This is a genomic window from Tardiphaga sp. 42S5, assembly GCF_034044155.1.
GTDB lineage: Bacteria > Pseudomonadota > Alphaproteobacteria > Rhizobiales > Xanthobacteraceae > Tardiphaga > Tardiphaga robiniae.
Window position 1 is genome coordinate 3,849,849 of sequence record NZ_CP139027.1, and the last position, 25,549, is coordinate 3,875,397.

The 25,549-nt window shown below is 62.4% G+C and carries 24 protein-coding genes and 1 riboswitch; of the genes, 19 read left to right on the forward strand and 5 right to left on the reverse strand.

Features of this window, described 5'->3' with window-relative positions; genetic code table 11:
- Nucleotides 1–77: 77 nt before the first annotated feature.
- The 10 genes from argS to serS all read left to right on the forward strand — a co-directional run bounded on the left by argS (nt 78) and on the right by serS (nt 10,044).
- Nucleotides 78–1,871 carry an arginine--tRNA ligase gene (gene argS / locus SFY93_RS17820; RefSeq protein ID WP_320444046.1) on the forward strand — a complete coding sequence of 598 codons (1,794 nt, stop codon included), beginning with the start codon at nt 78–80 and terminating at the stop codon, nt 1,869–1,871.
- A gap of 105 nt (nt 1,872–1,976) precedes the next feature.
- A complete protein-coding gene (locus SFY93_RS17825) occupies nt 1,977–3,458 on the forward strand; it encodes an SPOR domain-containing protein (protein ID WP_320444047.1) in 1,482 nt (493 codons plus the stop codon).
- 46 nt (nt 3,459–3,504) lie between these two features.
- A complete protein-coding gene (nagZ, locus tag SFY93_RS17830) occupies nt 3,505–4,530 on the forward strand; it encodes a beta-N-acetylhexosaminidase (RefSeq protein WP_320444048.1) in 1,026 nt (341 codons plus the stop codon).
- Nucleotides 4,527–5,354 (forward strand): segregation and condensation protein A, encoded by an 828-nt coding sequence (locus SFY93_RS17835; protein ID WP_093758709.1) that lies wholly within the window; start codon nt 4,527–4,529, stop codon nt 5,352–5,354. The genes nagZ and SFY93_RS17835 overlap by 4 nt, the downstream gene beginning before the upstream one ends.
- 21 nt (nt 5,355–5,375) lie before the next feature.
- Nucleotides 5,376–6,470: an SMC-Scp complex subunit ScpB gene (gene scpB / locus SFY93_RS17840; RefSeq protein WP_320444049.1), complete on the forward strand. Its 1,095-nt coding sequence runs from the start codon at nt 5,376–5,378 to the stop codon at nt 6,468–6,470.
- 141 nt (nt 6,471–6,611) lie between these two features.
- A complete protein-coding gene (locus tag SFY93_RS17845) occupies nt 6,612–6,851 on the forward strand; it encodes a twin-arginine translocase TatA/TatE family subunit (protein ID WP_068730798.1) in 240 nt (79 codons plus the stop codon).
- Nucleotides 6,852–6,936: 85 nt separating this feature from the next.
- Nucleotides 6,937–7,461, forward strand: coding sequence for a Sec-independent protein translocase protein TatB (gene tatB / locus SFY93_RS17850; RefSeq protein ID WP_320444050.1), 525 nt, complete (start codon nt 6,937–6,939; stop codon nt 7,459–7,461).
- Nucleotides 7,458–8,273, forward strand: coding sequence for a twin-arginine translocase subunit TatC (gene tatC, locus SFY93_RS17855; RefSeq protein WP_089264481.1), 816 nt, complete (start codon nt 7,458–7,460; stop codon nt 8,271–8,273). Before tatB ends, tatC begins: the two co-directional genes overlap by 4 nt.
- Before the next feature lie 76 nt (nt 8,274–8,349).
- Nucleotides 8,350–8,661: a hypothetical protein gene (locus SFY93_RS17860; RefSeq protein WP_320444051.1), complete on the forward strand. Its 312-nt coding sequence runs from the start codon at nt 8,350–8,352 to the stop codon at nt 8,659–8,661.
- Nucleotides 8,662–8,739: 78 nt separating this feature from the next.
- On the forward strand, nt 8,740–10,044 hold the full coding sequence (gene serS, locus SFY93_RS17865) for a serine--tRNA ligase (RefSeq protein ID WP_320444052.1): 1,305 nt from the start codon (nt 8,740–8,742) through the stop codon (nt 10,042–10,044).
- Nucleotides 10,045–10,066: 22 nt separating this feature from the next.
- Here serS and SFY93_RS17870 read toward each other — a convergent pair whose 3' ends face one another.
- A complete protein-coding gene (locus tag SFY93_RS17870; protein WP_320444053.1) occupies nt 10,067–10,570 on the reverse strand; it encodes a hypothetical protein in 504 nt (167 codons plus the stop codon).
- A gap of 255 nt (nt 10,571–10,825) precedes the next feature.
- Between SFY93_RS17870 and surE the strand changes: the two genes are divergently transcribed.
- Nucleotides 10,826–11,593, forward strand: a complete 768-nt coding sequence (gene surE, locus SFY93_RS17875) for a 5'/3'-nucleotidase SurE (protein ID WP_089264478.1) — start codon at nt 10,826–10,828, stop codon at nt 11,591–11,593.
- Nucleotides 11,594–11,617: 24 nt separating this feature from the next.
- Here surE and SFY93_RS17880 read toward each other — a convergent pair whose 3' ends face one another.
- Entirely contained in the window at nt 11,618–11,995 is a 378-nt protein-coding gene (locus SFY93_RS17880) for a response regulator (RefSeq protein ID WP_089264477.1), read from the reverse strand.
- Between the two features lie 291 nt (nt 11,996–12,286).
- Here SFY93_RS17880 and SFY93_RS17885 point away from each other — a divergent pair, with 291 nt between their 5' ends.
- The 3 genes from SFY93_RS17885 to metE all read left to right on the forward strand — a co-directional run bounded on the left by SFY93_RS17885 (nt 12,287) and on the right by metE (nt 17,308).
- A complete protein-coding gene (locus tag SFY93_RS17885) occupies nt 12,287–12,937 on the forward strand; it encodes a protein-L-isoaspartate(D-aspartate) O-methyltransferase (RefSeq protein WP_244558313.1) in 651 nt (216 codons plus the stop codon).
- A 107-nt stretch (nt 12,938–13,044) separates the two neighbouring features.
- Complete coding sequence (locus SFY93_RS17890) at nt 13,045–14,448, forward strand: peptidoglycan DD-metalloendopeptidase family protein (RefSeq protein ID WP_320444054.1); 1,404 nt, start codon at nt 13,045–13,047, stop codon at nt 14,446–14,448.
- A gap of 168 nt (nt 14,449–14,616) precedes the next feature.
- Nucleotides 14,617–14,828: riboswitch (cobalamin riboswitch) on the forward strand.
- A gap of 104 nt (nt 14,829–14,932) precedes the next feature.
- Complete coding sequence (metE, locus tag SFY93_RS17895) at nt 14,933–17,308, forward strand: 5-methyltetrahydropteroyltriglutamate--homocysteine S-methyltransferase (protein WP_320444055.1); 2,376 nt, start codon at nt 14,933–14,935, stop codon at nt 17,306–17,308.
- Between the two features lie 47 nt (nt 17,309–17,355).
- On the opposite strand, the gene SFY93_RS17900 is transcribed toward metE, so the two are convergent.
- A complete protein-coding gene (locus SFY93_RS17900; protein WP_320444056.1) occupies nt 17,356–18,327 on the reverse strand; it encodes an ATP-binding protein in 972 nt (323 codons plus the stop codon).
- A 194-nt stretch (nt 18,328–18,521) separates the two neighbouring features.
- Between SFY93_RS17900 and yajC the strand changes: the two genes are divergently transcribed.
- The 5 genes from yajC to SFY93_RS17925 are packed head-to-tail and all read left to right on the forward strand — an operon-like array spanning nt 18,522 to nt 22,796.
- Nucleotides 18,522–18,893, forward strand: coding sequence for a preprotein translocase subunit YajC (yajC, locus tag SFY93_RS17905; protein WP_093758697.1), 372 nt, complete (start codon nt 18,522–18,524; stop codon nt 18,891–18,893).
- 44 nt (nt 18,894–18,937) lie between these two features.
- The gene (secD, locus tag SFY93_RS17910) at nt 18,938–20,536 is read left to right on the forward strand and encodes a protein translocase subunit SecD (RefSeq protein ID WP_320444057.1); all 1,599 of its coding nucleotides are present in this window, start codon (nt 18,938–18,940) and stop codon (nt 20,534–20,536) included.
- Nucleotides 20,537–20,567: 31 nt separating this feature from the next.
- Nucleotides 20,568–21,569 carry a protein translocase subunit SecF gene (gene secF / locus SFY93_RS17915; RefSeq protein ID WP_170849718.1) on the forward strand — a complete coding sequence of 334 codons (1,002 nt, stop codon included), beginning with the start codon at nt 20,568–20,570 and terminating at the stop codon, nt 21,567–21,569.
- A gap of 1 nt (nt 21,570) precedes the next feature.
- Nucleotides 21,571–21,954 (forward strand): Mth938-like domain-containing protein, encoded by a 384-nt coding sequence (locus tag SFY93_RS17920; RefSeq protein ID WP_309943956.1) that lies wholly within the window; start codon nt 21,571–21,573, stop codon nt 21,952–21,954.
- The gene (locus SFY93_RS17925) at nt 21,951–22,796 is read left to right on the forward strand and encodes a phytoene/squalene synthase family protein (RefSeq protein WP_320444058.1); all 846 of its coding nucleotides are present in this window, start codon (nt 21,951–21,953) and stop codon (nt 22,794–22,796) included. The genes SFY93_RS17920 and SFY93_RS17925 overlap by 4 nt, the downstream gene beginning before the upstream one ends.
- Here the strand turns inward: SFY93_RS17925 and SFY93_RS17930 are convergent.
- Together SFY93_RS17930 and trmFO are read right to left on the reverse strand one after the other, a co-directional pair.
- Complete coding sequence (locus tag SFY93_RS17930) at nt 22,788–23,891, reverse strand: serine/threonine protein kinase (protein ID WP_320444059.1); 1,104 nt, start codon at nt 23,889–23,891, stop codon at nt 22,788–22,790. The genes SFY93_RS17925 and SFY93_RS17930 overlap by 9 nt on opposite strands.
- Nucleotides 23,892–23,921: 30 nt before the next feature.
- Entirely contained in the window at nt 23,922–25,355 is a 1,434-nt protein-coding gene (gene trmFO / locus SFY93_RS17935) for a methylenetetrahydrofolate--tRNA-(uracil(54)-C(5))-methyltransferase (FADH(2)-oxidizing) TrmFO (protein WP_320444060.1), read from the reverse strand.
- Nucleotides 25,356–25,549 lie beyond the last annotated feature (194 nt).

Below are 25,549 nucleotides of genomic sequence, written 5' to 3' on the forward strand. Positions count from 1 at the left end.
CATACGAAACCGCTATCCATCCTTGATGCAATCCAGCCGGGAACAGTCCCGGCGCAAGTTCCGGTTCCTGTACGATCATGGCCACATCCGCTCCGACCCCGCATCTGTTCGCCAACGTGCTCACGCGTGTTCACGCGATCTGCAATACCCTCATGACCGAGGGCGTCCTGCCGGCTGGCATCGATCTGTCGCGCGTGGTGGTGGAGCCGACCAAGGACGCGTCGCATGGCGACATGGCGAGCAATGCTGCGATGGTGCTGGCGAAGGAAGCCAAGGCCAAGCCGCGCGATCTCGCGAACGCCATTGCCGCGAAGCTGCGCGAAGACGATCTGGTGACGTCGGTCGATGTCGCCGGACCCGGCTTCATCAATCTCACGCTGAAGTCGTCCGCCTGGGCCGATGCGCTGCGCGCGGTGTTGCGCGACGGTGCCTCGTATGGCCGGAGCGCGGTCGGAGCCGGTGAGAAGGTCAATGTCGAATACGTGTCGGCCAATCCGACGGGACCGATGCATGTTGGCCATTGCCGCGGCGCCGTGTTTGGGGATGCACTGGCGAGCCTACTCGATTGCGCCGGTTATGACGTCACCCGCGAATACTACATCAACGACGCCGGTGCGCAGGTCGACGTGCTCGCGCGCTCGGCACATCTGCGTTACCGCGAGGCGCTCGGCGAAGCCATCGGTGACATTCCGGAAGGCCTCTATCCCGGCGACTATCTGGTGCCGGTGGGGCAGGCGCTCGCGGCCGAGCACGGCGCTGCGCTGAATCAGATGCCCGAGGACAAGTGGCTGCCGATCACGCGCGCCAAGGCCATTTCCATGATGATGGAGATGATCAAGGGCGATCTCGCCGCGCTGAACATCTCCCACGAAGTGTTCTTCTCCGAGCGCTCACTGATAGCAGGCAGCACCGATATGGTCAGCGCGACCATCGATTTCCTGCGCGCCAAGGGCGACGTCTATGAGGGCCGGTTGCCGCCGCCAAAGGGCAAGCCGATCGACGATTACGAAGACCGCGAGCAGACCCTGTTCCGCGCCACCGCCTATGGCGATGATGTCGACCGTCCGCTACTGAAGTCGGATGGCGGCTACACGTATTTTGCGTCCGATATCGCCTATCACAAGACCAAGTTCGACCGCGGCTTCCTCAACATGGTCGACGTCTGGGGCGCCGATCACGGCGGCTACATCAAGCGTGTGCAGGCGGCGATCAAGGCGGTGACGGCAGGGAAGGCCGAGCTCGACGTCAAGATCGTGCAGCTTGTGAAGCTGCTGCGCAACGGCGAGCCGGTGAAGATGTCGAAGCGCTCCGGCGATTTTGTTACCCTGCGCGAAGTGGTCGACGAGGTCGGCTCCGACGCCGTGCGCTTCATGATGCTGTTCCGCAAGAACGACGCGGTGCTGGATTTCGACCTCGCCAAGGTGATCGAGCAGTCCAAGGACAATCCGGTTTTCTATGTCCAGTACGGGCATGCCCGCGGCCATTCGATCTTCCGTAATGCGCGGGAAATGCTGACCGACCTGCCTCTGGAAACCGAGGCGCGCATTGCCTATCTGAAAGACGCGGTGATGGAGCGGCTCGACGATATCGCCGAGCTGGGCCTGATGCGGCAGTTAGCATTGTACCCACGGATGATAGAATCTGCGGCCACGGCGCACGAGCCGCACCGCATCGCTTTCTATCTGTATGATCTCGCCAGCGAATTTCATGCGCTCTGGACGCGCGGACGCGATATGCCTCATTTACGCTTCATTATCACTAATGATGCAGAACTTACCAAAGCGCGATTGGCACTCGTCCAGAGCGTCGTCTCAGTCTTGGCTTCGGGCCTCGCCGTTCTCGGCGTCACCGCGCCGGACGAGATGCGGTAGATTGGGGACGGCCGCTCACATGGGGATCTGTGGGTGGTTCTTGATAGCAGCTGTTTCGTTTGAAAAGCGGGTTGGCGGCTTTCCCGAAGGGGATGCGACATCACAATGGCTAATCGATACCAGAACCGACCTTTCCCAGCGGATGACGATTACGGCCGCGACGCTCAATCGCGGACGAAGGGCGAGGGCGATCCGCTCGCTGAGCTCGCGCGGCTGATCGGGCAGACCGACCCGTTCGCGAGCAACGGCCGCCCGGCGCCCGCGCCGCGCCAAGCTGAACCGGCCTATCAGGACGAACCGGAATATCAGGAAGAACCCGCGCAGCCCGGCCCGCCGCCGTGGATGCAGCGTGCGGCAGCCCATGAGCCGCAGCAGCAGGAATTCGAGAATCTTCATCCGGTGCAGCGTTACGGCGCTCAGCATCAGGAGCCGCAGCACTTGGAGTCGGAGGCCGATTATCATCAGGCGCCGGCATTTGCCGCGCATACGGATCATCAGGCGCAGGACTATCAGGGCCAGTACGACCAGGCTCACGCGCCGCATGATCCCAATCGTTATGACGATGCGCTGTATGGCCACGCCGATGGCGCACAGGCCCAGCATCCGCACGACGATCAGTACCAGGACGATCCTTACGCCTATCAGGACGGCTATGCCGAGCAGGAAGAGGCGCCGAAGCGCCGCGGTGGCATGGCGACCGTCGCCATCGTGCTGGCGCTGGCCGTAGTGGGTACCGGTGCTGCCTTCGCCTATCGTACATTTATGGGGTCGGCGCGCACCGGCGAACCGCCGGTGATCAAGGCCGAGCCCGGTCCGAACAAGATCGTCCCGCCGTCCGCGACAGCCGCGTCCGACGGCAAGCCGATCCAGGATCGTCTCGGCGGCGCAGCCCCCGAGCGGCTGGTGTCGCGCGAAGAACAGCCCGTCAATGTGCAGGACGCCACCAAGGCTGGTCCGCGCGTGGTGTTCCCGCCGCTGAATCAGAACGCCAACCCGCCATCGACGGCCAGCGTGTCGCCATCCAACAAGCCGATGGTCGGCAATGGCGCGATGCAGGGCGATGAGCCCCGCAAGATCCGTACTTTCGCCGTCAAGGGTGACCAGTCCGACGCTGCGGCCACACCTGCCGCCCGTCAGGCGCCGGCCCGCATCGCCGCTCCGGCAGCGGTTCCTGCAGCCGCGCCCGCTGCGGCACCGCGCGCGGCCAACGCCAACGCATCGGTCAATGCCCCGATGTCACTGTCGCCGCAGGCGGCGCCTCCGGCTGCAGCCACTCCGGCGCCCTCCCGCATGGCCTCGACCAACCCGACCCAGCAGGCGGCCCCGGTCGCCTCCGCCGGCGGCTATGTGGTCCAGGTATCGTCCCAGCGGTCGGAGGGCGATGCGCAGGCGTCGTTCCGTGCCCTGCAGACCAAGTTCCCCTCGGTGCTGGGATCGCGTGTGCCGTTGATCAAGAAGGCCGACCTTGGCGACAAGGGGACCTATTATCGGGCCATGGTCGGACCGTTCGGCTCGCAGGAAGAAGCCTCACAGGTCTGCGGGAACCTGAAATCTGCCGGCGGACAGTGCGTCGTCCAAAGGAATTAACGGCCGTTTCCTTGACCCTGGGCGTTGATGGGGGCTAATCGGCCCCATGAGCACACGCGCATTCATCACCGGTGTATCTGGGCTGGAGCTGACCGCTGAAGAGCGCGCATTTCTGCGCGCAGAACGGCCGTGGGGCTTCATTCTCTTCAAGCGTAATGTCGATAATCCCGCCCAAGTTGCTCGACTTGTAGAAGAATTGCGCAACACGACCGGTGATCTCGATGCGCCGGTCCTGATCGATCAGGAAGGCGGTCGGGTCCAGCGCCTGGGGCCGCCGCATTGGCCGGTCTATCCGCCCGGCGCCGTGTTCAGCGCTCTCTACGATGCCGAGCCGGAAGCAGGTCTCAGGGCGGCTTGGCTCAGCTCACGGCTCATTGCGAGTGACCTTGTGGATCTCGGCATCACGGTTGATTGCCTGCCGCTGGCAGACGTTCCCGTGGAGGGCGCTGATGCCGTGATCGGCAATCGCGCCTACGGCACCACGCCCGGCAAGGTCGCGACCATCGCCCGGGCAGTGACCGAAGGGCTGTCGCAGGGTGGTATTCTACCGGTCCTCAAACACATTCCCGGCCATGGTCGGGCCACGGTCGACACCCATTTCAAATTGCCGATCGTGGATAACGCGAAGAGTGAGCTCGAAGCCTCTGATTTCGAAGCATTTCGTCCGCTAGCAGACCTGCCGATGGCGATGACTGCACATGTTGTGTTTAGCGCTCTGGACGCCACCCAACCGGCCACGACTTCTGCGACAATCATCGAACAGGTGATTCGCGGCAGTATCGGGTTCCAGGGTTTGTTGATGAGTGATGACGTGTCCATGAATGCTCTGGCGGGATCGATCGCGGAACGCACGCGCGCGATCGTCAGCGCCGGGTGCGACATGGTCCTGCATTGCAACGGCAAACTGGACGAGATGCGCGACGTCGTGAGCGAGACCCCGGTTCTGGCCGGGAAGGCGCTCGAGCGTGCCAGGGCGGCGGTCGCCGCCCGCGGTCAGCCGCAGCCGTTCGACCGCGCCGCTGGCCGCGCGGAACTGGACGCGTTGATCGCTCGAGCAGGAGCAAGTGCATGAGCGCTGAGATTTTGTCGTTTGAGACCGGACTGCCGGCCGAGGTCGTTCCCGACGACGAGCCGTCGCTGGTCGTCGATGTCGAAGGTTACGAAGGCCCGCTCGACCTGCTGCTCGCGCTCGCGCGTCAGCAGAAGGTCGACCTGCACAAGATTTCGATCCTCGCGCTGGCCGACCAGTACCTGCTGTTCATCGAAGCCGCGCGGAAGATCCGTCTGGAACTCGCTGCCGACTATCTGGTGATGGCGGCGTGGCTGGCATTCCTGAAGTCGCGCCTGCTGCTGCCGGATACGACGGTGCCGGGCGAAGGCCCGAGCGCCGAGGATATGGCGACCGCGCTGGCCAACCGGCTGCGCCGCCTCGAAGCCATCCGCGAAGCCTCGAACAGGCTGATGACCCGGCCGCAGCTTAACCGCGACATCTTTCCGCGCGGCGTTCCCGAGTCGATCGCTGAGGTGAAGCATCCGCGCTTCACGGCCACGCTTTACGATCTGCTGTCGGCCTATGCGACCCAACGTCAGGCCCGGGTGCTAACGCGCGTCCATCTCGCTAAGCGCACTGTCTGGTCGCTGAGCGAAGCGCGCGCCTCGCTGGAACGGTTGGTCGGCATGGCCGAGGACTGGAGCCGCCTCGACGAATATCTGCTGGCCTATGTCGCCGACCCCGCGCAGCGCGCGACGGTGATGGCCTCGAGTTTTGCAGCTGCGCTTGAATTGGTCCGTGAGGGCACGCTCGACCTCAGCCAGAAAGAAGCATTCGCGCCTTTGTATTTCCGCAAGCACATCGCCCAGCCTGTGCAGGTGGAGCCGGAAGTTCCGGCCGAGTAAGTGGAAGAAGGAGATCCAGACATGGCAAGCCTCGCCGAGAAACGCATCGACGATGTCGAGGATCAGATCGTGCAGTCCGAGGGACAGACCGAGGTCCAGTCGGAGGCGCGCCCCGAAGAATTGCGCCTGCTTGAAGCGCTGCTGTTCGCGTCCACCGAGCCGCTCGACCAGTCTGCGCTGGCCAAGCGCATGCCGGATGGCGTCGATATCAAGGCGGCGTTGGCGCAGTTGCAGGCCGATTACGCCATGCGCGGCGTCAATCTGGTTCGCGTCGCCAACAAGTGGACGTTCCGCACCGCCGGCGACCTGTCCTGGCTGATGACCCGCGAGACCACCGAAACCCGCAAGCTGTCGCGTGCGGCGATCGAAGTGCTCGCCATCGTTGCCTATCACCAGCCGGTGACCCGCGCCGAAATCGAAGACATTCGCGGCGTCATCACCTCCAAGGGTACGCTCGACGTGTTGCTGGAAACCGGCTGGATCAAGCCGCGCGGCCGTCGCAAGACGCCGGGCCGGCCGCTGACCTTCGGCACCACCGAGAGCTTCCTGTCGCAGTTCAGCCTTGAGGCACTCGGCGATCTGCCGGGTCTTGAGGAACTCAAGGGCACTGGTCTCTTGGATTCGCGCCTGCCGTCCGGCTTCAGCGTGCCCAATCCGTCCGACGATCCGACGCTCCGCGAGGACGAGGATCCGCTGGAGGGCGGCGAACTGGAACTGGCGCTGTCGGCACCCGATCCGGAATTCCCCGAACTGCAGCTCAAGGAACCCGAAGCCGGGACTGTCGGATACGCTGGTGAGGCCCAGGCATTTGCCGAGGCCAAGGCCGAATTCACTGAAACGGCAGATGTCGTGGAGCCAGAGAGCGAAGCGGCCGAGGTCGCGGAACTTGAAGCGCGTGATCTCGACGTGATCGAGCCCGACCAAGGCGAGGCCGAAGCGGTTGAAGTCGCAGAGCCCGAGTCGGATGGAGACGAGACCGCTGAGCCCGAAACGGCCGAACTCGACGACGATGAAGACGATTCCGACGACGAGCTCGACGAGGACGATCAGGACGAAGATGAGCCGGATGACGCTGAGCCGGACGCAACCGACCGGGACAACGACCGCAAGCACTGATCGCGGCATTAACGCTCGCGGCATTGCGCCGCGACATCCGCGATTCCACGAGGGTTAAGTCCTTGTTTTTGACACCCCCGCAGCCTACGTTCCGATCAGATCAGGCCGGGCGACTGGCCGCGTGTTTGGAGGGTTAGCAGGATGGGTTCACTGAGCATTTGGCACTGGATCGTCGTGATCGGAGTGGTCCTGCTGTTGTTCGGACGCGGCAAGATTTCCGACCTGATGGGCGACGTTGCGCAGGGTATTAAGGCCTTCAAGAAGGGCATGGCGGACGACGACAAGCCGGCAGACAAGCCGACCGAGCCGGTCCGCACCATCGACCAGACCCCGCCGGCGCCGACCGCCAACCGTACGGACGTCGGCAGCAAGGTTGTCTGAGGTTCCGAAGGGATTGTCCTTGGGGATCGCGGCGGCCATTGAAGGAGACGCGGGCACATCCAGCCCCGCGTGAGCGGATTTTTTCATGTTCGATATCGGGTGGAGTGAACTGGTCGTCATCGCGGTCGTCGCGCTGATTGCCATCGGCCCGAAAGAACTGCCCGGCGTGCTGCGCATGGTCGGGCAGTGGATGGGCAAGGCCCGCAAGATGGCCTCGGAATTCCAGGGCCAGTTCAACGAGGCGATGCGCGAAGCCGAAATGGCCGACGTCAAAAAGGCCTTCGACGACGTGAAGGATGTCGCTTCCGGCTTCACCACCAACAACATCATGACCTCGCTGACCAAGGACGTCAGTGACGCCATGGCCATCGACAATGCTGACAATCTCGACACGCCTCCGGCCGTGCCCACCACGCCCGAGCCGCCTACACCCGAGACCTTCGTTGAGGCCGAGACGCATGCGCAGGAAACTGCTGCAGTGAACGAACCACTGGCCATTACCCGGGAAGTGCAGCCGTCGCCGGTCGAAACTCCCGCTGCCGCCCATGATGGCGCAGCAGCCCCCGACGCGGCCAATCCCGACGTTCTGAAGGACGCCAAAGCGTCATGAGTGCCGAAGATATCGAAGCCTCCAAGGCCCCCTTGATGGATCACCTGATCGAGTTGCGGTCGCGGCTGATCAAGGCGCTGCTCGCATTTGCCGTGGCCTTTATCTTCTGCTTTTTCTTCGCCAAGCAGATCTACAACGTGCTGGTCTGGCCGTTCGTTTGGGTCGCCGGCCCAGAGAATTCGAAGTTCATCTACACCGCGCTGCTGGAGTACTTTCTGACCCAACTCAAGCTGGCGATGTTTGGCGCCGGCTTCATCTCGTTTCCGGTAATTGCCGCGCAGATCTACATGTTCGTGGCGCCCGGCCTCTACAAGCACGAGAAGGGCGCGTTTCTGCCTTACCTGATCGCGACGCCTTTCTTCTTCGCGCTGGGCTCGCTGCTGGTCTATTTCCTCGTGCTGCCGATGCTGATCCGGTTCTCGCTGGGCATGCAGCAGACCGGAAGCTCCGATACCGCGCAGATCGCGCTGCTGCCCAAGGTAGGCGAATATCTCTCACTGATGATGTCGCTGATCTTCGCCTTCGGAATCGCCTTCCAGCTCCCCGTCATCCTGACACTGCTTGGCCGCATCGGCATCCTCACGTCGAAGCAGCTGCGCGAAAAGCGCCGCTACTTCATCGTCATCGCTTTCGTTATCGCGGCCGTGCTGACGCCGCCCGATGTGATCAGCCAGGCCTCCCTCGCGATCCCGCTGCTGATCCTCTACGAAGGTTCGATCATCGCGGTCAGCATGGTCGAGAAGAACGCCGCCAAGGCCGCTGCTGCCAAGGCTGCGGCGGGGACTGGCACGGACGTGACGCCGGCGGAGTAGGGCGTCGACTCCTTGCAATCCTCCGATACGTGATCTACTTTAGGTTGTGTTTTGGGTGGTGTATTGGGGGGTGATTGTGGCCTTTGCATTTGATACGCTTGGCTATTCGAAGCGGCTCCGCGATGCCGGAGTGGCGACCAATCTGGCCGAGGCCCATGCGGAAGCGGCGCGGGATTTCATCATGACCGAACTGGTGACGAAATCTGATTTGCTCGCAGTAAAGTCGGATTTGAAATCTGATCTGCTTGCGCTCAAGGCGGACTTGCTGGCCACAAAGAATGAGTTGCAAGCATCCATCGATAAGTCGGCACTGCAAGTAACGGTGCGCTTTGGTGGCATAGTCGCAGTTGGCATCGGTATATTGGCGGCTCTCCAGCGCATGCATTAACGGGCCGCTGGCCCATTTCATGTTCCAAATGTCAGCTATTCGGGGTACTCAGAGCCGCTTTCGCTCAGGAATCCCGTCATGCACGACATCAAATCGATCCGCGACAATCCCGAAGCCTTTGACGCCGCGCTGAAGCGGCGGGGACTGGCGCCACTGTCGGTATCGCTGCTGGCGATCGATGAAGCGCGCCGGACCGCGATCCTTGCGTCCGAGCAGGCGCAAGCCCGGCGCAATGCAGCCTCGAAGGAAATCGGTGAAGCCAAGAAGAGCAAGGACGAGGTGCGCGCCAATGCGCTGATGGCTGAGGTCACCGAACTCAAGACGACGATGCCAGCGATGGAAGCCGCGGTGAAGGACGCCGAGGATAAACTCAAGGTCGCGCTTGCCGAAATCCCGAATCTGCCACTCGACGAAGTGCCGGAAGGTGTTGACGAGCATGGCAATGTGGAGCGCCATCACTTCGGCGCCAGGCGTAACTACGCGTTCACGCCGAAAGCTCATTACGATATCGGCGAAGCCTTGGGCTTCATGGATTTCGAGGCCGCGGCGAAATTGTCGGGTGCGCGCTTTGTGGTGCTGAAGAAGGGACTGGCGCGTCTTGAGCGCGCCATTGGGCAGTTCATGCTCGACCTGCACACGAATGAGCACGGCTATACAGAAGTGAATCCACCGCTCTTGGTGCGCGATGATGCGATGTTTGGCACCGCGCAGCTGCCGAAGTTTCGCGACGATCAGTTCGCTGCCGGAGCGATCGGTAGCGAAGGGCAAGGTTACTGGCTGATCCCGACCGCTGAAGTCCCGCTCACCAACCTCGTCCGTGAATCCATCCTCGACGAAAAAGAACTGCCGCTACGCATGACGGCGCTGACACCGTGCTTCCGTGCCGAGGCTGGTGCTGCCGGCCGTGATACGCGGGGCATGATCCGCCAGCATCAGTTCACCAAGGTCGAACTGGTTTCGATCACCACGCCTGAGGAAAGCAAGAACGAGCATGAGCGCATGCTGTCCTGCGCCGAGGAAGTGCTGCGCCGGCTTGGCCTGCATTACCGCGTGATGACGCTTTGCACCGGCGATATGGGCTTTGCTGCGCAGAAGACCTACGACATCGAGGTCTGGATGCCGGGCCAGGGCGAGGGCGGCGCCTATCGCGAGATTTCATCCTGCTCGGTCTGCGGCGATTTCCAGGCGCGGCGCATGGACGCGCGCTCGCGCGGGCCAGATGGCAAGCCGCGCTTCGTCCATACGTTGAACGGCTCGGGCACAGCTGTCGGCCGCGCGCTGATCGCCGTGATGGAAAACTATCAGCAGGAAGACGGCTCGATCGCCGTTCCGGATGTGCTGCAGCCTTATATGGGCGGCCTCAAGGTGGTTCAGGCCAGCTAGGCGTCGTCGCGCGGCCAGCCGCTCAGGCGCGGCTGGCCGTCACCAGCGCGCATTTGGCTTTCTCGGCTTTTATGTTGACAAAGCCCATATGCGTCATCGGAAACGCCTTGCGGCTTTTCGTGCTGACGGTCTCCGCGATGACGCGGCGACGCTCCGTCACATAACGCCCATCCCGGCTGCGGAAGGCGCAAGCGATTTCGAGGTCCTTGACCGGATAGTCGTTGGCGTTGCGCACGGTGAACGTCATCAGTGCCCTGGAACCGAGACCGCCGCGGCGAAACGATTGGCGGGAGAGGCTGAGACGGTTGAGCTCGGCGGCGTCGGGGACGCTGACGAGTTGTGAAGACGTCGGTTTGGCAAAGTCCTCCTCGGTCAGCTCGTCAGGCATTGTTGCCATCACCGCCGTATTGAGGGTGAGATCGGGCTTGGTCTCGGCCAATCTGGGAAGCAGCAGCCACCCCGTCAGGGCGACAACCGCGATCGCCGGCAATCCGATGATCAACACCCGTTCGAGCTGTCTCGCCATCTCCGTCGCCCTATGGGGCGCTGCGACCAAGGCCATCCGGGTCGAGCGCGCATGCTTCAGACGCAACTGGCACTCACCTACCTAAGTTAAAAATCCCGGCGCCGCCGAAATGTTCCGGCTCGCGGGAAAAATCGCCTTCGAGACAGCCCCGGTAGCGCACGTGCAGCGCCCAAAATGGGGGTGGCAAAAGCGGGCACATGCTGGCAAAAACCGGTGCCGGCCAGCGGCCCTCCCGATCGAAAAGGCACCTCACGAATGCGCATTCTCTGCACCAATGACGACGGCATTCACGCCCCTGGCCTGAAGATCATCGAGCAGATCGCCAAGGAATTGTCCGACGACGTCTGGGTGGTGGCGCCCGAACTCGATCAGTCCGGTGTGTCGCATTCATTGTCGCTGAACGATCCGTTGCGACTGCGCGAAGTCGGCCCGCGGCACTATGCCGTGCGCGGCACGCCGACCGACTGCGTCATCATGGGCGCGCGTCATATCCTGAAAGACAAGCAGCCGGATCTCGTACTCTCCGGCGTCAACAAGGGCCGCAACGTCGCCGAGGACGTGGTCTATTCCGGTACCATCGCCGGTGCGCTCGAGGGCACCATTCTCGGCATTCCGTCGGTGGCGTTGAGCCAGGAATTCTCGATGGAAACGCGTCACAATCCGCAATGGGAGACCGCGCTGAAATTCGGACCTGACGTGCTGCGCAAGGTCATCAAGGCGAGCGTGCCGAAGAACACGGTCATCAACGTCAATTTCCCGGCCTGCGCGGCCGACGAGGTGAAAGGTGTCGTCGTCACCCGGCAGGGCAAGCGCAATCAGGGCTTTCTGCGCGTCGATGAGCGGCGGGATGGCCGCAACAATCCGTATTTCTGGATCGGTTTCGAGCGCATCGTTGCCGCGGAAGCCCCGCTCGAGGGCACCGATCTCGCAGCCCTTGCTGCGCGCTATGTCTCCGTCACGCCGCTGCGTCTCGATCGCACGGACGATGTATTCTCCGAAGCGCTGACCAAAGCGCTGGGCTGAGGTTTCGAGAAGCGAGGGGCTCGCTTAGACCGCGACCCCCTTGAGCGTCGTGGACAGCACCTGCGCCAGCGTTTCCATCTGGAACGGCTTCTGCAGCGTGGGGCGGTCACGAAATTCTTCCGGCAGGCCTTGCGCGCCGTAGCCAGTCGCGAAGATGAACGGGCGGTTGCGCGATGCAATCACCTCGGCGACCGGCGAAATCACCTTGCCGTTGACGTTGACGTCGAGGATCGCGATGTCGAACTTGGCAGTACCAGCCAGTTTGATCGCTTCGTTGATGTCACCGGCTTCGGCGGCCACGCTGTAGCCGAGTTCCTCGAGCATATCGGCGACCATCATGCGGATCATGACCTCGTCTTCGACCAGGAAGACGGAGCCGCCCGGCGGGTTCGTTGCAGTCATGGCCGGTTTCCTTGCCCCAATCCTCTGAACAAAATCGCAAATTCCCGGGTTGAACGCAATCTCGACGCATTGCCATTTTCGTGACCCAAAGACGCAGTCGCGTGTTCGGTACCAGATAGAGCAAGATCAGGATTTCAGCGCCCCGCCCATAACAGGCTGGTATGTTGCTGGTTCCGCGCGCGGAACAATAAAAGTTGTCGTAAGGCTATCCCGGTTCCGATCGCAGAAATACATCAATCTATCTTTGCTAGATCGAGAGTGCTTCTAACCTGTGCTGCGTGAGGCATTTCCATGATTACCGTCGGACAGCCGCCCGAACAGATGACGTTTCAGCTTGGTCTGCGGCGCCGTGGGATCAGCGATCGGCTGGTGCTGCGCGCAATGGAGGATATTCCGCGTGATCGCTTCGTCGAGCCGAACGATCGCGCCCATGCCTGGCGGGATACGGCCTTGGCCATTGCCTGCGGTCAGACCATCAGCCAGCCCTTCGTGGTAGCCTATATGACCGAACAGCTGCAATTGAATGCTGGTCACCGTGTGCTCGAGGTCGGCACGGGATCGGGCTACCAGGCCGCGATCCTGTCAAAGCTCGTCCGCGACGTGCTCAGCATCGAGCGCTATCGCACGCTGGCCGACGCCGCCCGGACCCGGTTGGAGGCACTCGGCCTCCACAATATCGAGGTCATGCTCGGCGATGGCCTCAATCCGGCTGCCAATTTGGGATCGTTTGACCGGATCGTCGTGACCGCCGCAGTGGAGGAGGTGCCGGTGGCGCTGACCGATCGGCTTGAGGAGGGGGGTATTCTGCTTGCGCCGGTTGGTCCTCATAATGGCGTCCAGACCCTGGTCCGGATCCGCAAAACCGGGGATGGATTGGAGCGAAAGGAGCTCGTGGATGTACGTTTCGTGCCTGCACTTCCGGGCATTGCGCGCGAACTCTGAAAAAAGTTCGTGAACGGCTGTCACGTGTTGGTCGCAAGGTTAAAGGCTTGGTAACGGAGACGGTGTTTACTCAATTCAGTTGTTTGTTGCGTATGAGTGAGTAACCAATGTCCAGCGTTGTCGAGTTGCTTTACTCGCGCCGCGCTCCGCAGGTCGCGGTGCTGGCGCTGATGTCTATCGGTTTTGCCGGCTGCAGCGCCGACATGCAGACACGGCTATCTCAGAATCCAAATTTTGACTCAGGTCAGTCCCGTGGCTTTGGCTGGCAGGGCGAAACCACCGGCTCGGTGCCGCAGCGAGCACCGCGCGCGCCGGTCGAGCGCCAGGAGCTGCCGCAGTATCAGCGCCCGGCCTATAATCCGCAGCCGCAGTATCAATCCCAGGCTTTGCCACCGCCGATCTCGGCGCCGCAGTCCTATCCGACAGCTCGTCCGGTTGCGTCGGCTGCACCCGTCAGCGGGGGCGGCAACGGTATGTATACGCCGCCGCCCGCACGTGCGCCGATCGAAACCACCGGCTCCACGGCACCGCGCTCGGTTGCAGCGACCAACGGCCTTGCCCGTGATGGCGGCACCTCGATCATCGTCGGCACCAGCGATACGCTCGATGGTCTGGCGAAACGCTACAACGTCTCGTCGGCTGCGATCCTGCAGGCCAATGGCTACAAGGGGCCGCGCGCGCTGTCGCCCGGCCAGTCGCTGATCATTCCGCGTCAGGGCGCCGCGGCAACTCCGGCCGTTGCTGCTGCTCCGAGCAAACCTGCCGTCGGCACATCGACCACGCATTTCGTCAATCGCGGCGATACGCTGATGAGCATCTCGCGCCGGAACAACGTGTCGGTAGCCGAACTCGCGCGCGCCAATGGTCTGGCGCCGACTGCCCAATTGAAGCTCGGCTCCAAGATCACGGTACCCGGTGCGCGTACGGCCAACGCAGCTCCTGTAGCCGCGCCGCTCGCTGCGCCCGTCGCAGCCGTGACGGCCGCTCCGGCTGGCGCGGTCACGTCCGCTGCCGTGGCCCGTGTTGCGTCTGCCGAACCCGCACAGAAGGCCCGCCTGGCAAGTGCCACGACGACGCCTGAAGAAATCGCGCCGGAATCGCCGACTAAAGCCGCTGACGCAACCGGCGCTTTGCCGACGTTCCGTTGGCCGGTGCGCGGCCGCGTGGTCACAGGCTACGGCGCCAAGACCAATGGCAAGTCCAACGACGGCATCAACGTCGCCGTGCCGGAAGGCACGCCGATCAAGGCTGCCGAAGATGGCGTCGTTGCCTATTCCGGCAACGAACTGAAGGGTTACGGCAATCTGGTCCTCGTTCGTCACTCCAACGGCTACGTCACCGCATATGCCCATGCGAGTGAGCTGATGGTGAAGCGTGGCGAGACCATCAAGCGCGGTCAGGTGATCGGCAAGTCCGGCCAGTCCGGTGAGGTTACTTCGCCGCAGCTTCACTTCGAGATCCGCAAGGGCTCGTCGCCGGTCGATCCGCTGCAGTTCCTCAACGGGGCGTAAGCGCAATCCACGAAGTGTAGTTCGCATTTAAGCAAGCCCGGCCTCGTGCCGGGCTTGCTGCGTTTGATCTCGGGGCTGCGGCCCACTCCAGCTCCGGAATCTTCAACGCGCTGCTGCGAGTGGGCAGCTTGCGCACGCAAGCTCGGTTGACTGCCGCGCGATGTTGCCCATATGTGAGGATGTCGTGGTTCTTCGGGAAGGTTTGCCCGAAGCTAAGAGGGAAGCCGGTGAGGCGTTAAGCCAAGGCCGGAGCTGCCCCCGCAACTGTAAGCGGTGAGCCGCTGTCCATTAAAGTCACTGAGACCTGCAAAGGTTTTGGGAAGGCCGGACAGCAGCATTGACCCGCGAGCCAGGAGACCTGCCTCGACAACATAAACGTCCTCGGGCGGGGTGTCCCGGTGGTGCGGTTGCGATTCCGCGACTGCCGTCGTGGAATCCAGACGTGTCACTTTGGCCTTTTGCCCCCAATCATTGGGGTTAAGCCATGTCTACTGTGTCAAAGTCTACTTCTTCAAAATCAGCTACTTCACTTCCTGTTGCTACATTGGGCACGCCACGGATCGGTCCGCGGCGCGAACTCAAGATGGCGCTGGAAAGCTATTGGTCCGGTGCAATCGATGAGAATGCGCTGATCGACGTCGGCGTCGGGCTGCGTGCCGCAAACTGGGCACGTCAGAAGTCGCTCGGGATCACGGTCATGCCGTCGAACGACTTCTCATTCTACGATCAGGTGCTCGATACCAGCGTCATGGTCGGCGCCATTCCCAAAGTCTATGGCTGGAAGGGCGGAGACGTTTCCTTCGCGACCTATTTTGCCATGGCACGTGGATCACAAGGCGCCGCGCATGACGAGGCCTGTACGCACGGCTCTCATGCGCATGATACGTCGCAAGGCGTACCAGCACAGGAGATGACCAAGTGGTTTGATACCAACTACCACTTCATGGTGCCTGAACTGGCGCAGGATCAGACCTTCAGTCTCGCATCGCGCAAGCCGATCAAGGAGTACGAGGAGGCGAGATCGCTGGGTTATCAGACACGACCTGTGCTAGTCGGGCCTGTGACCTATCTGAAGTTGGCCAAGAGCGCGGATGCGTCATTCGATCCGGTGACGCTGCTCGATGGATTGCTGCCCGTCTATGTTGAGGTGCTCGGGGAATTGGCCGATAGCGGCGCCGAGTGGGTGCAACTGGATGAGCCATGTCTGGTGCTCGATCTCGACGTGCCGGCCCGGCAGGCGCTGCAAAAGACTTATGCGGCTTTTGCCGAAGCGGTTCCGCAACTCAGGATCATGCTGAACACGTATTTTGGTGAGCTGGGCGACAACCTCGATCTGGCCCTGTCGCTTCCCGTCGCCGGGCTTCATCTCGATCTGGTCCGCGCGCAGGACCAGTTCGATGAAGTCGCTGCGAAGGCGCGGAAGGACATGATCCTCTCGCTCGGCGTGATCGATGGCCGCAATATCTGGCGGTCCGATTTGTCCAGCTTGCTCGATAGTCTGGAACCCATGGTCGATCTCCTGGGGAGGGATCGCGTTGAGCTCGCGCCGTCCTGTTCGTTGCTACATGTGCCGATCGATCTAGGCCTTGAGACTGATCTCGATCCGGACGTCAAAAGCTGGCTGGCTTTTTCGATCCAGAAGATGGAAGAGCTGGCCGCACTTCGAGCAGCGCTGGCTGGCAGCCGCGCTGATGTCGCTGCAACGCTTGCCGCGTCGGACGCCGCGGCGGCTGCGCGACTGGCATCGTCGAAGATCCACGATCTTGCGGTCGCCAAACGCGTCGCCTCTGTGGACGCGACAATGCGTCGTCGTGGCAGTGACTTTGTCACGCGCGCTGCCGAACAGCATCGACGCTTCAAGCTGCCGGCATTCCCGACAACGACCATCGGCTCGTTTCCGCAGACCGCGGAAGTGAGAAACGCACGCGGGGCCCATGTCAGGGGCACACTCAGCGATGCGGCCTACAAGACGTTCCTGCAGAACCAGACGGCGAGGGCGGTGCGCTGGCAGGAGAATATCGGTCTCGACGTGCTGGTGCATGGCGAGTTCGAGCGTAACGACATGGTGCAGTATTTCGGCGAGCAACTTTCCGGCTTCGCCTTCACCAAGCATGGCTGGGTGCAATCCTATGGCTCCCGCTATGTACGGCCTCCTGTCTTGTTTGGAGACGTGTCCCGGCCGCATCCCATGACCGTCGAATGGTGGCACTATTCGCAGTCGCTCACCGACCGGCCGATGAAGGCGATGCTGACAGGGCCTGTCACGATCCTGAACTGGTCATTCGTGCGTGACGACATTCCCCGCGAAGTCGCGTGTCGCCAGATCGCGCTCGCGATACGCGATGAGGTGCTCGATCTGGAAAAGGCTGGCGCCGGTATGATCCAGATCGACGAAGCGGCACTCCGCGAAGGGCTTCCGCTGCGCAAATCGGAATGGAAGTCCTATCTCGATTGGGCCGTGGAGAGCTTCCGCATCTGTTCGTCAGGCGTGCGGGATGACACGCAGATCCATACGCATATGTGCTACTCGGAGTTCAACGACATCATCGACGCTATCGGTGCCATGGACGCCGACGTGATCTCCATCGAAACGTCACGGTCGAAGATGGAACTGCTCGATGCATTCAGGACCTACAAGTACCCGAACGAGATAGGTCCGGGCGTTTACGACATCCACTCGCCGCGGGTGCCTGAAACGCGCGATATGGTCGATCTGCTCAAGCTTGCACGGCAGCGGCTGGCGGACTCCCAGCTCTGGATTAATCCCGATTGCGGGCTGAAGACCCGCAAATGGGAGGAGGTGCGGCCTGCGCTCGTGAATATGGTCGCGGCGGCACGTGAGTTGCGAAGCCTCGCCTAGGGCGAGTCGAATGCCGCCCCGTTGTCATGACGGGGCGGCATTTGCCTTTACTTTGTGGCCAGCTTCACGCCGAGACGGCCAGCGAGCTCCTGCACGAACTGCCAGGCCACGCGACCTGAGCGCGAGCCACGGGTGGTCGACCATTCCAATGCGTCTCGCTCCAGCTCGGCGGCGTCGGTCTTGATGCCGTAATGGCTGCAATAGCCGCGCACCATGTCGAGATATTCGTCCTGGCTGCATTTGTGGAAGCCGAGCCAGAGGCCGAAACGATCCGACAGCGACACCTTCTCCTCGACGGCTTCGCCGGGATTGATCGCGGTCGAGCGTTCGTTCTCGATCATCTCGCGCGCTAGAAGATGGCGGCGGTTCGAGGTCGCATAGAGGATCACGTTGTCCGGCCGGCCTTCGATGCCGCCTTCCAGTACAGCCTTAAGCGACTTGTAGGACGCATCGTTGCCGTCGAAAGACAGATCATCGCAGAACACGATGAAATAGAAATCCGAGGCGCGGATCTGCTCCATCAGCGCCGGCAGGCTCTCGATGTCCTCGCGATGGATCTCGACCAGCTTGAGGCGGCCGGCGACGGATTTGCTGGTATTGACCGAGGCATGTGCGGCCTTGACCAGCGACGACTTGCCCATGCCGCGCGCACCCCAAAGCAGCGCGTTGTTGGCCGGCAGGCCGTTGGCGAAACGCCTTGTGTTCTCGATCAGGGTGTCGACCTGCTGATTGATGCCCTGCAGCAGGCCAATATCGACCCGGCTGACCTTTGGTACGGGAGCCAGGCGGCCGTCGGGATGCCAGATGAAGGCCTCGGCTCTGGCCAGAGAATCGGCATTGGAGCGCTTCGGCGCCGTGGCAGCCATACCCGCGGCAATTGCTTCGAGGGCGAGCGCGATCCGCTCCTCCATCGGGGGAGCGGCGGCTGGTCGCGGACGTTTTGCCGCGGTCTTCGTCGTGCGGGTCGCGAGAGCCTTTTTGGCAGGGCGGCGGCTTGTTTTATTGGGCTTTTTTGACATTTTTGACTTTCCTCGGCGCGCACCCATATCGAGCCCGGAACACATCTGCAAGCGGTACAAATCGCAGACAAATCAGAGGGTTTACCGGCGTTGCAATTGGGACGCCGGCCGCTATAGTCCGCGCGAATTTACCCAAACCGGCCGAACGCCGACGCGTCGCCGGTTTATTCCCCAGCGTTTACGAGGACTTCCCGATGTTCATTACCCCTGCGTTTGCCCAGGCTGCAGCCGGCGGCGACACCAACAGCATGCTGATGTCGCTGCTGCCGTTCGCGCTGATCTTCGTGATCATGTATTTCCTAATCCTGCGTCCGCAGCAGAAGAAGGTGAAGGACCACGCCGAGATGGTGAAGAACATCCGCCGCGGCGACACCATCGTCACCTCGGGCGGTTTGGTCGGCAAGGTCACCAAGGTGGTCGATGACGAGCAGGTTGAGTTCGAACTCGCCGAAGGCGTTCGCGTACGTCAGCTCCGCACGATGATCTCGGGCGTGCGCACCAAGGGTGAGCCCGCCAAGGAGAAGGCGGACAAGGCTGATGCCAAGGACGACGCGGCCGCGAGCTGATGCGTTTGCGCGTCGCCATTTCAAGAATCTGACGGATCATCTCGATGTTGTATTTCACGCGGTGGAAGGCGCTGGCGGTCATTCTGACGGCGCTCGTGGTCTGCCTGTGCGCGGTTCCGAATTTCTTCCCCGAAGCCACCGTGAAAACCTGGCCAAAATGGGCGCAGCGCCATCTGGTGCTGGGCCTCGACTTGCAGGGTGGCTCGCACATCCTGCTCGAAGTCGATGCCAATTCGGTCAAGAAGGACAAGCTCGATCAGGTGCGCGACGACGTCCGCCGCACACTGCGTGATGCCAAGATCGTCTACACCGGCCTTGGCGTTCGCGGCGACAATGTCGAAGTCCGTATCACCAAGGACACCGAGTATCAGACCGCGCTCACCAAGCTGCGTGAACTGTCACAGCCGCTCGGCGGCTTGATGGGGCAAAGCGGCCAGCGCAGCCTGGAAGTCTCGGACGCAGGCAACGGCCTGATCCGTCTTTCGGTGCCGCCGGCAGCGATCAATGACCGCATCCGCCAGTCGGTCGAGCAATCGATCCAGATCGTCGAGCGCCGCGTCAACGAACTCGGCACCGTCGAACCGCTGATCCAGCGTCAGGGTCTCGACCGCATCCTGGTGCAGGTGCCGGGCCTGCAGGACCCGACCCGCCTCAAGGAATTGCTGGGCAAGACCGCGAAGCTCGACTTCCGCATGGTCGACACCTCGATTCCGGCCGAGCAGGCGCAGGGCAGGGTGCCGCCCGATTCCGAACTCCTGATGAGCTCGCAGTCGCCGAAGACGCCGTATCTCGTGAAGAAGGAAGTGCTGGTTTCCGGCGCTGACCTGACTGACGCGCAGCCGGGCTTCGACCAGCGCACCAACGAGCCGATCGTCTCGTTCCGCTTCAACACGTCCGGCGCGCGCAAGTTTGCCGATGCCACGGTGAAGAACGTCAATCTGCCCTTCGCCATTGTGCTCGATAACGAAGTGGTCTCCGCCCCGGTCATTCGCGAGCCGATCACCGGCGGCTCCGGCCAGATCTCCGGCAGCTTCACGGTGCAGGGCGCCAATGATCTCGCGATCCTGCTGCGTGCCGGCGCGCTGCCTGCGCCGCTCAGCATCATCGAGGAGCGTACCGTTGGCCCCGGCCTCGGCGCCGACTCGATCGCCAAGGGCGAGCTTGCGGCCTATGTCGGGTCGATCCTCGTCATCGTCTTCATGCTGCTGACCTACCGCCTGTTCGGCCTGTTCGCCAATATCGCGGTGACCATCAACGTGCTGATGATTTTCGGTATCCTGTCGCTGCTTAACGCCACGCTGACGCTGCCCGGCATCGCTGGCATCGTGCTGACGGTCGGCATCGCCGTGGACTCCAACGTGCTGATCTATGAGCGCATCCGCGAGGAGTTGCGCGCCGGCCGCACCGCCATTTCGGCGATCGATGCCGGCTTCAAGCGCGCGCTGGCGACCATTCTGGATTCCAACATCACGACCTTCATCGCCGCTGCGGTGCTGTTTTACATCGGCACCGGACCGGTCCGCGGCTTCGCCGTGACCTTTGGCATTGGCATCATCACAACGGTTTTCACGGCCTTCACCGTGACCCGTCTGATCGTCGCCGGCTGGGTCAGGTGGAAGCGGCCGACCAGCGTGCCGATTTGAGTTTACGGAGCAGATTTTGACAACGACACAAATGGTTCTGGCAGGTCTGGGCGCGCTGATCGTCATTCTGTCGATCGTGGCGATCTTCGATCTGCTGCCGTCGCTCCGCATCGTGCCCGACGATACGAAGTTCGATTTCACGCGCTTCCGCCGCATCTCGTTCCCGATCTCGGCGCTGCTGTCGATCCTCGCCATCGTGCTGTTCTTCACGCACGGGCTGAATTTCGGCATCGACTTCAAGGGTGGCACGCTGCTCGAAGTCCAGGCCAAATCCGGTACGGCCGATATCAGCGCGATGCGCTCGACGCTCGCTGCCCTGCAACTCGGCGACGTGCAGCTGCAGCAGTTCGGCGGCGCGGCCGACGTGCTGATCCGTCTGGCCGAACAGCCGGGTGGCGATGCCGCGCAGCAGGCCGCCGTTCAGAAGGTTCGTGCAGCCCTCGGTGACAGCGTCGAATATCGCCGCGTCGAAGTGGTGGGTCCGCGCGTCTCCGGCGAATTGCTGGCTTACGGCATGCTCGGCCTGATCGTTGCGATCATGGGCATCCTGATCTATCTCTGGTTCCGCTTCGAATGGCAGTTCGCCCTGGGCGCCATGATCGCCAACGTCCACGATATCGTGCTGACGATCGGCTTCATGTCGATCACGCAGGTCGACTTCGATCTCACCAGTATTGCGGCGCTGCTGACCATTCTCGGTTATTCGCTGAATGACACCGTGGTCATCTACGATCGTATTCGCGAGATTCTGCGTCGCTACAAGAAGATGCCGATGCCGGAGCTGCTGAACGAGTCGATCAATTCGACGCTGTCGCGTTCGATCATCACCCACGTCACCGTGACGCTGGCGCTGCTGGCGCTCTACGCGTTTGGCGGCCAGGCGATCCACTCCTTCACCGCCGTCATGATCTTCGGCGTCGTGCTGGTCGGCACCTACACCTCGATCTTCATCGCTGCGCCGCTGCTGATCTATCTTGGCGTCGGCGAACACCGCGAAGACGCCGACAAGCCGGCCGCGAAGCCGAAGCCCTGAGATGCCGGTCGATCCCGAAGCGCCGCACCTTCCGCGCTCGGCCGCCATCGAAGCCTACGGCAAGGGCGGCTTCCACTTCGACACCATGTCGCATCAGGGCTCGCTGCTGTGCCTGCCCGATGCGGTGTGGGCGTGGTCGGTCACCAGGGCCAGTGACATCGACCGCCATTCGTTGCGGCGCGTGTTCGAAGGCGCGGCAGGCATCGACACGCTGATCATCGGCACCGGCAATGAGGTCTGGATCGTCCCGAACGATCTTCGCAACGCCTTGCGCAATCTTCACGTGGTGATCGACGCGATGCAAACCGGGCCTGCGATCCGCACCTATAATGTCATGTTGGGCGAACGCCGCCGCGTTGCCGCTGCGCTGATCGCGGTGCCATGAGTGGTGCTGATCAGAGCTCCGCGGCTTTCTGCGCGGAGTTGGTGCGCAGCCACGACTTCGACCGCTACGCATCGACCTTGTTCGTGCCTGCCGACAAGCGCCGTTCGCTGCTGGCGCTCTATGCGTTCAATACGGAAATTACCCGCGTCCGCGAGCTGGTGAAACAGCCATTGCCTGGCGAGATCCGGTTGCAATGGTGGACCGACATGCTGGCCGGCGCAGGTCATGGCGATGTCGAACAGAACCCCGTTGCTGCCGAATTACTTCTGGCGATCCGCGCGCACGATCTTTCCATCGACAGGCTGTCCAAGCTGATCGATGTGCACATCTTCGATCTCTACAACGACCCGATGCCGGATCTCGCGCTGCTTGAGAGCCACTTTCGCGATACGCTCGGGACTTTGCTGTTCTCATCGGCAAAGATCCTCGGCGACGGGTCGGAGGCCAGCGTGCATGTCGCCGAGCATGCCGGGCTGGCCCAAGGCGTCGCGCGGATCGTGACGCGTCTGCCCTATGACACGATGCGGCGGCAATTGTTCATTCCGCAGGACATGCTCCTGCAAAACGGCAGCAGCGCCGATCAGATGTTTGCCGGCAAGATGACGCCCGGTATCCGCGCAACGCTGGATCGGCTGATATCAGGTGCGCAGGAGCAACTCGCGACAGCGCAGGGAATGCTTGCCGATGTGTCGCCGGCTGCGCGTAAGGCGTTTTTGTCCATGGCGCTGGTGAAACACGATCTGGAGCAGATGGCCCGAGCGGATCACGATCCGTTCGAGCTCCATGTGAGATCGCGGCTGCGGACCCTGTGGACGCTGTGGCGCGCCTCGCGCTCAGTGTGACGTCAGCTTCTGGTCTGTCGTCTCGAAGTTGAAACGGTCGCGCAGGTTCTTCCGCGACTCCAGGATGCCCTTCAGGAATGCGCGGTCGGCGTCGCTGGTCATCAATGGCTCCAGCAGATCGACCTGGTTCATGGCGACGAGCTGCAGCACTTCGGTGCGAATGCGGCCTGACGCGTCGCGGGGCAGGGCTGCGACGACCTGCAGATGCTCAGGCGGCTTCGCAGCCTTTGCGGCAGCCAGTTCACCCTGCAGCTTCGCTTCCAGCGCGACATCATCGGCTTCCACGAAAGCATAGAGTCCGACGCCAGTGCGCCGGTCGGCAAAGGCGACGATCGATGCGTCGCGCACCGCCGGGTTCTGTTTGATGATCTCGAGCAGAGGGGGCGCGTCGTTGACCAGACGCTTGCCGCCGCCCTCGCGGTCGGTGAAGTTGAAGATGCCGCGTGTGATGGCGCGATAGACCTTCTTGCCGGTCATCAGCCAGATCCGTGCTGGCAGCGACTTCTTCGCCAGGATCGCCTTTTCCTTCGGCGTCAGCAGTTCTGGCGCGTAAGTGCGCTTGTGCTTCAGGAGATGACGCAGGTCTTCATAGGCAGCGATGCGAAACAGCTGGCTGCGGGACTTGAAGCAGACCGCGAGCTGGAAGTCGGTGACGTAGGCGAGGCCATCGCTGCCGCGCAGCCAGTTCTGCTCCTTGGCGAGATCGTTATGGCACACGCCCATGCGATGCAGCTTGCGCAGCGCCAGCTTCGCGGATTTGAAGTAGCGACCATCGCCATGCGGCTTGGCGAGATGCAGCGCGACGCCGTCGATGAAGCCACGCACCAGCGCGCGGTCGCCGGCCCAGAGCAATTCAGGCCCGACGCGCAGATCGCGCGCCAGCGTCAGTGCGCGGCGTTCCCGCGTGAACAGATGCAGCGCCAGCAGGTATGACCACCACGGCACCTGATCGAGCCGGCGCAGCACCGCATCGACTTCGCCCGATGACGTGCGATAGCGGCCGCGCTCGACGGTCGAGAACACGTCGCGTTTCAGCAACACGCCTTCGGTCCAGGTCTTGGACAGCGCTGCGGCGTCCTGTGGCGGCAAACTCATCGAACAATCCTGAAATTCAAATCGCCGGCGTCATGCCGCGGCTGCAACGGGCAGGCTGGCGGCAATCCAGTCATCCATGTCGGCCAGCGCCCGCACGCTCATCGCCTGCTTCTTGGCAACGGTCTTCTCATTGCCGCGCAGCCGCGAGCCGTCGGGCTTCTTGGTAGGCGCCTGAGCCAGCGGCGGGAACAGGCCGAAATTGATGTTCATCGGCTGGAAAGAGCGCGGTCCTGCATCGACGGTTTCGATATGGCCGCCGGTGATATGGCCGAGCAACGAGCCCAGGGCCGTCGTCACGGGCGGGGACGCCAGCGACTGACGCTTGGCATCGGCCGCGGCATAGAGGCCGGCGATTAGGCCGACGCTGGCGGACTCCACATAGCCTTCGCAGCCGGTCATCTGGCCGGCGAAACGCAGCCGCGGCTGTGCCTTAAGGCGAAGTTGTTCGTCGAGCAGCTTCGGCGAGTTCAGGAAGGTGTTGCGATGCAGGCCGCCAAGCCGTGCGAATTCGGCATTCTGCAGGCCGGGGATCATGCGCAGCGCCTGCTGCTGCGGGCCGTATTTCAGCTTCGTCTGGAAGCCGACGATGTTGTAGAGCGTGCCGAGCTTATTGTCCTGGCGCAGCTGCACGATGGCATAGGGCTTCACGAGGGGATCGCGTGGGTTGGTGAGACCGACCGGCTTCATCGGGCCGTGACGCAGCGTCTCGCGGCCGCGCTCGGCCATCACTTCGATGGGCAGGCAGCCGTCGAAATAGGGCGTGTTGGTTTCCCATTCCTTGAAGTCGGTCTTTTCGCCCGCCAGCAGCGCATCGATGAAGGCGTCATATTGCTCATGGGTCATCGGGCAGTTGATGTAGTCGGCGCCGGTGCCGCCGGGTCCGACCTTGTCGTAGCGCGACTGGAACCAGGCGATCTCCATGTCGATGGAGTCTTTGTGCACGATCGGCGCGATGGCATCGAAGAAGGCCAGCGCGTTCTCGTCGGTTAGCCCACGGATGCCGTCCGCGAGCGCTGCTGAGGTCAATGGCCCTGTCGCGACGATGACATTGCGCCAGTCGGAAGGCGGCAGGCCGGCGACTTCGGCGCGGTCGATGGTGATGAGCGGGTGGTCGTTCAGCGCGTTGGTCACGGCATCGGAGAAGCCGTCGCGATCCACTGCCAGTGCGCCACCGGCGGGCACCTGGTTGGCATCGGCGCAGCGCATGATCAGCGAGCCCAGCTTGCGCATCTCGGCGTGCAGCAGGCCGACAGCGTTGTTGAGCGCGTCGTCAGAACGGAAGGAATTGGAGCAGACCAGTTCGGCAAGGCCATCGGTCCGATGGGCATCGGTCATCTGGTGCGGCCGCATCTCGTGCAAGATCACGGGAATGCCGGCATTGGCGACCTGCCAGGCGGCTTCCGAGCCGGCAAGGCCCGCGCCGATCACATGGACGCAGTCGTCTGGGTTTGGGGCTGTTGTCATGGCCCCGCATGTAGCGCGTTTCGGCGCGAAGTGGAATTCGCTTCGCGGAAATTCGGCCGGTTAGCCAAAGCTTTGAAGACGCTTTGGTTCGAACGCGTCTGGCTCCGAAGACGGTGTCTTCAGGGAACCACGATTGCGCCCGCGCGAGGCGGGCGCAATCCGTGAAACGTCAGGCAGGACAGATAGAACGTCCT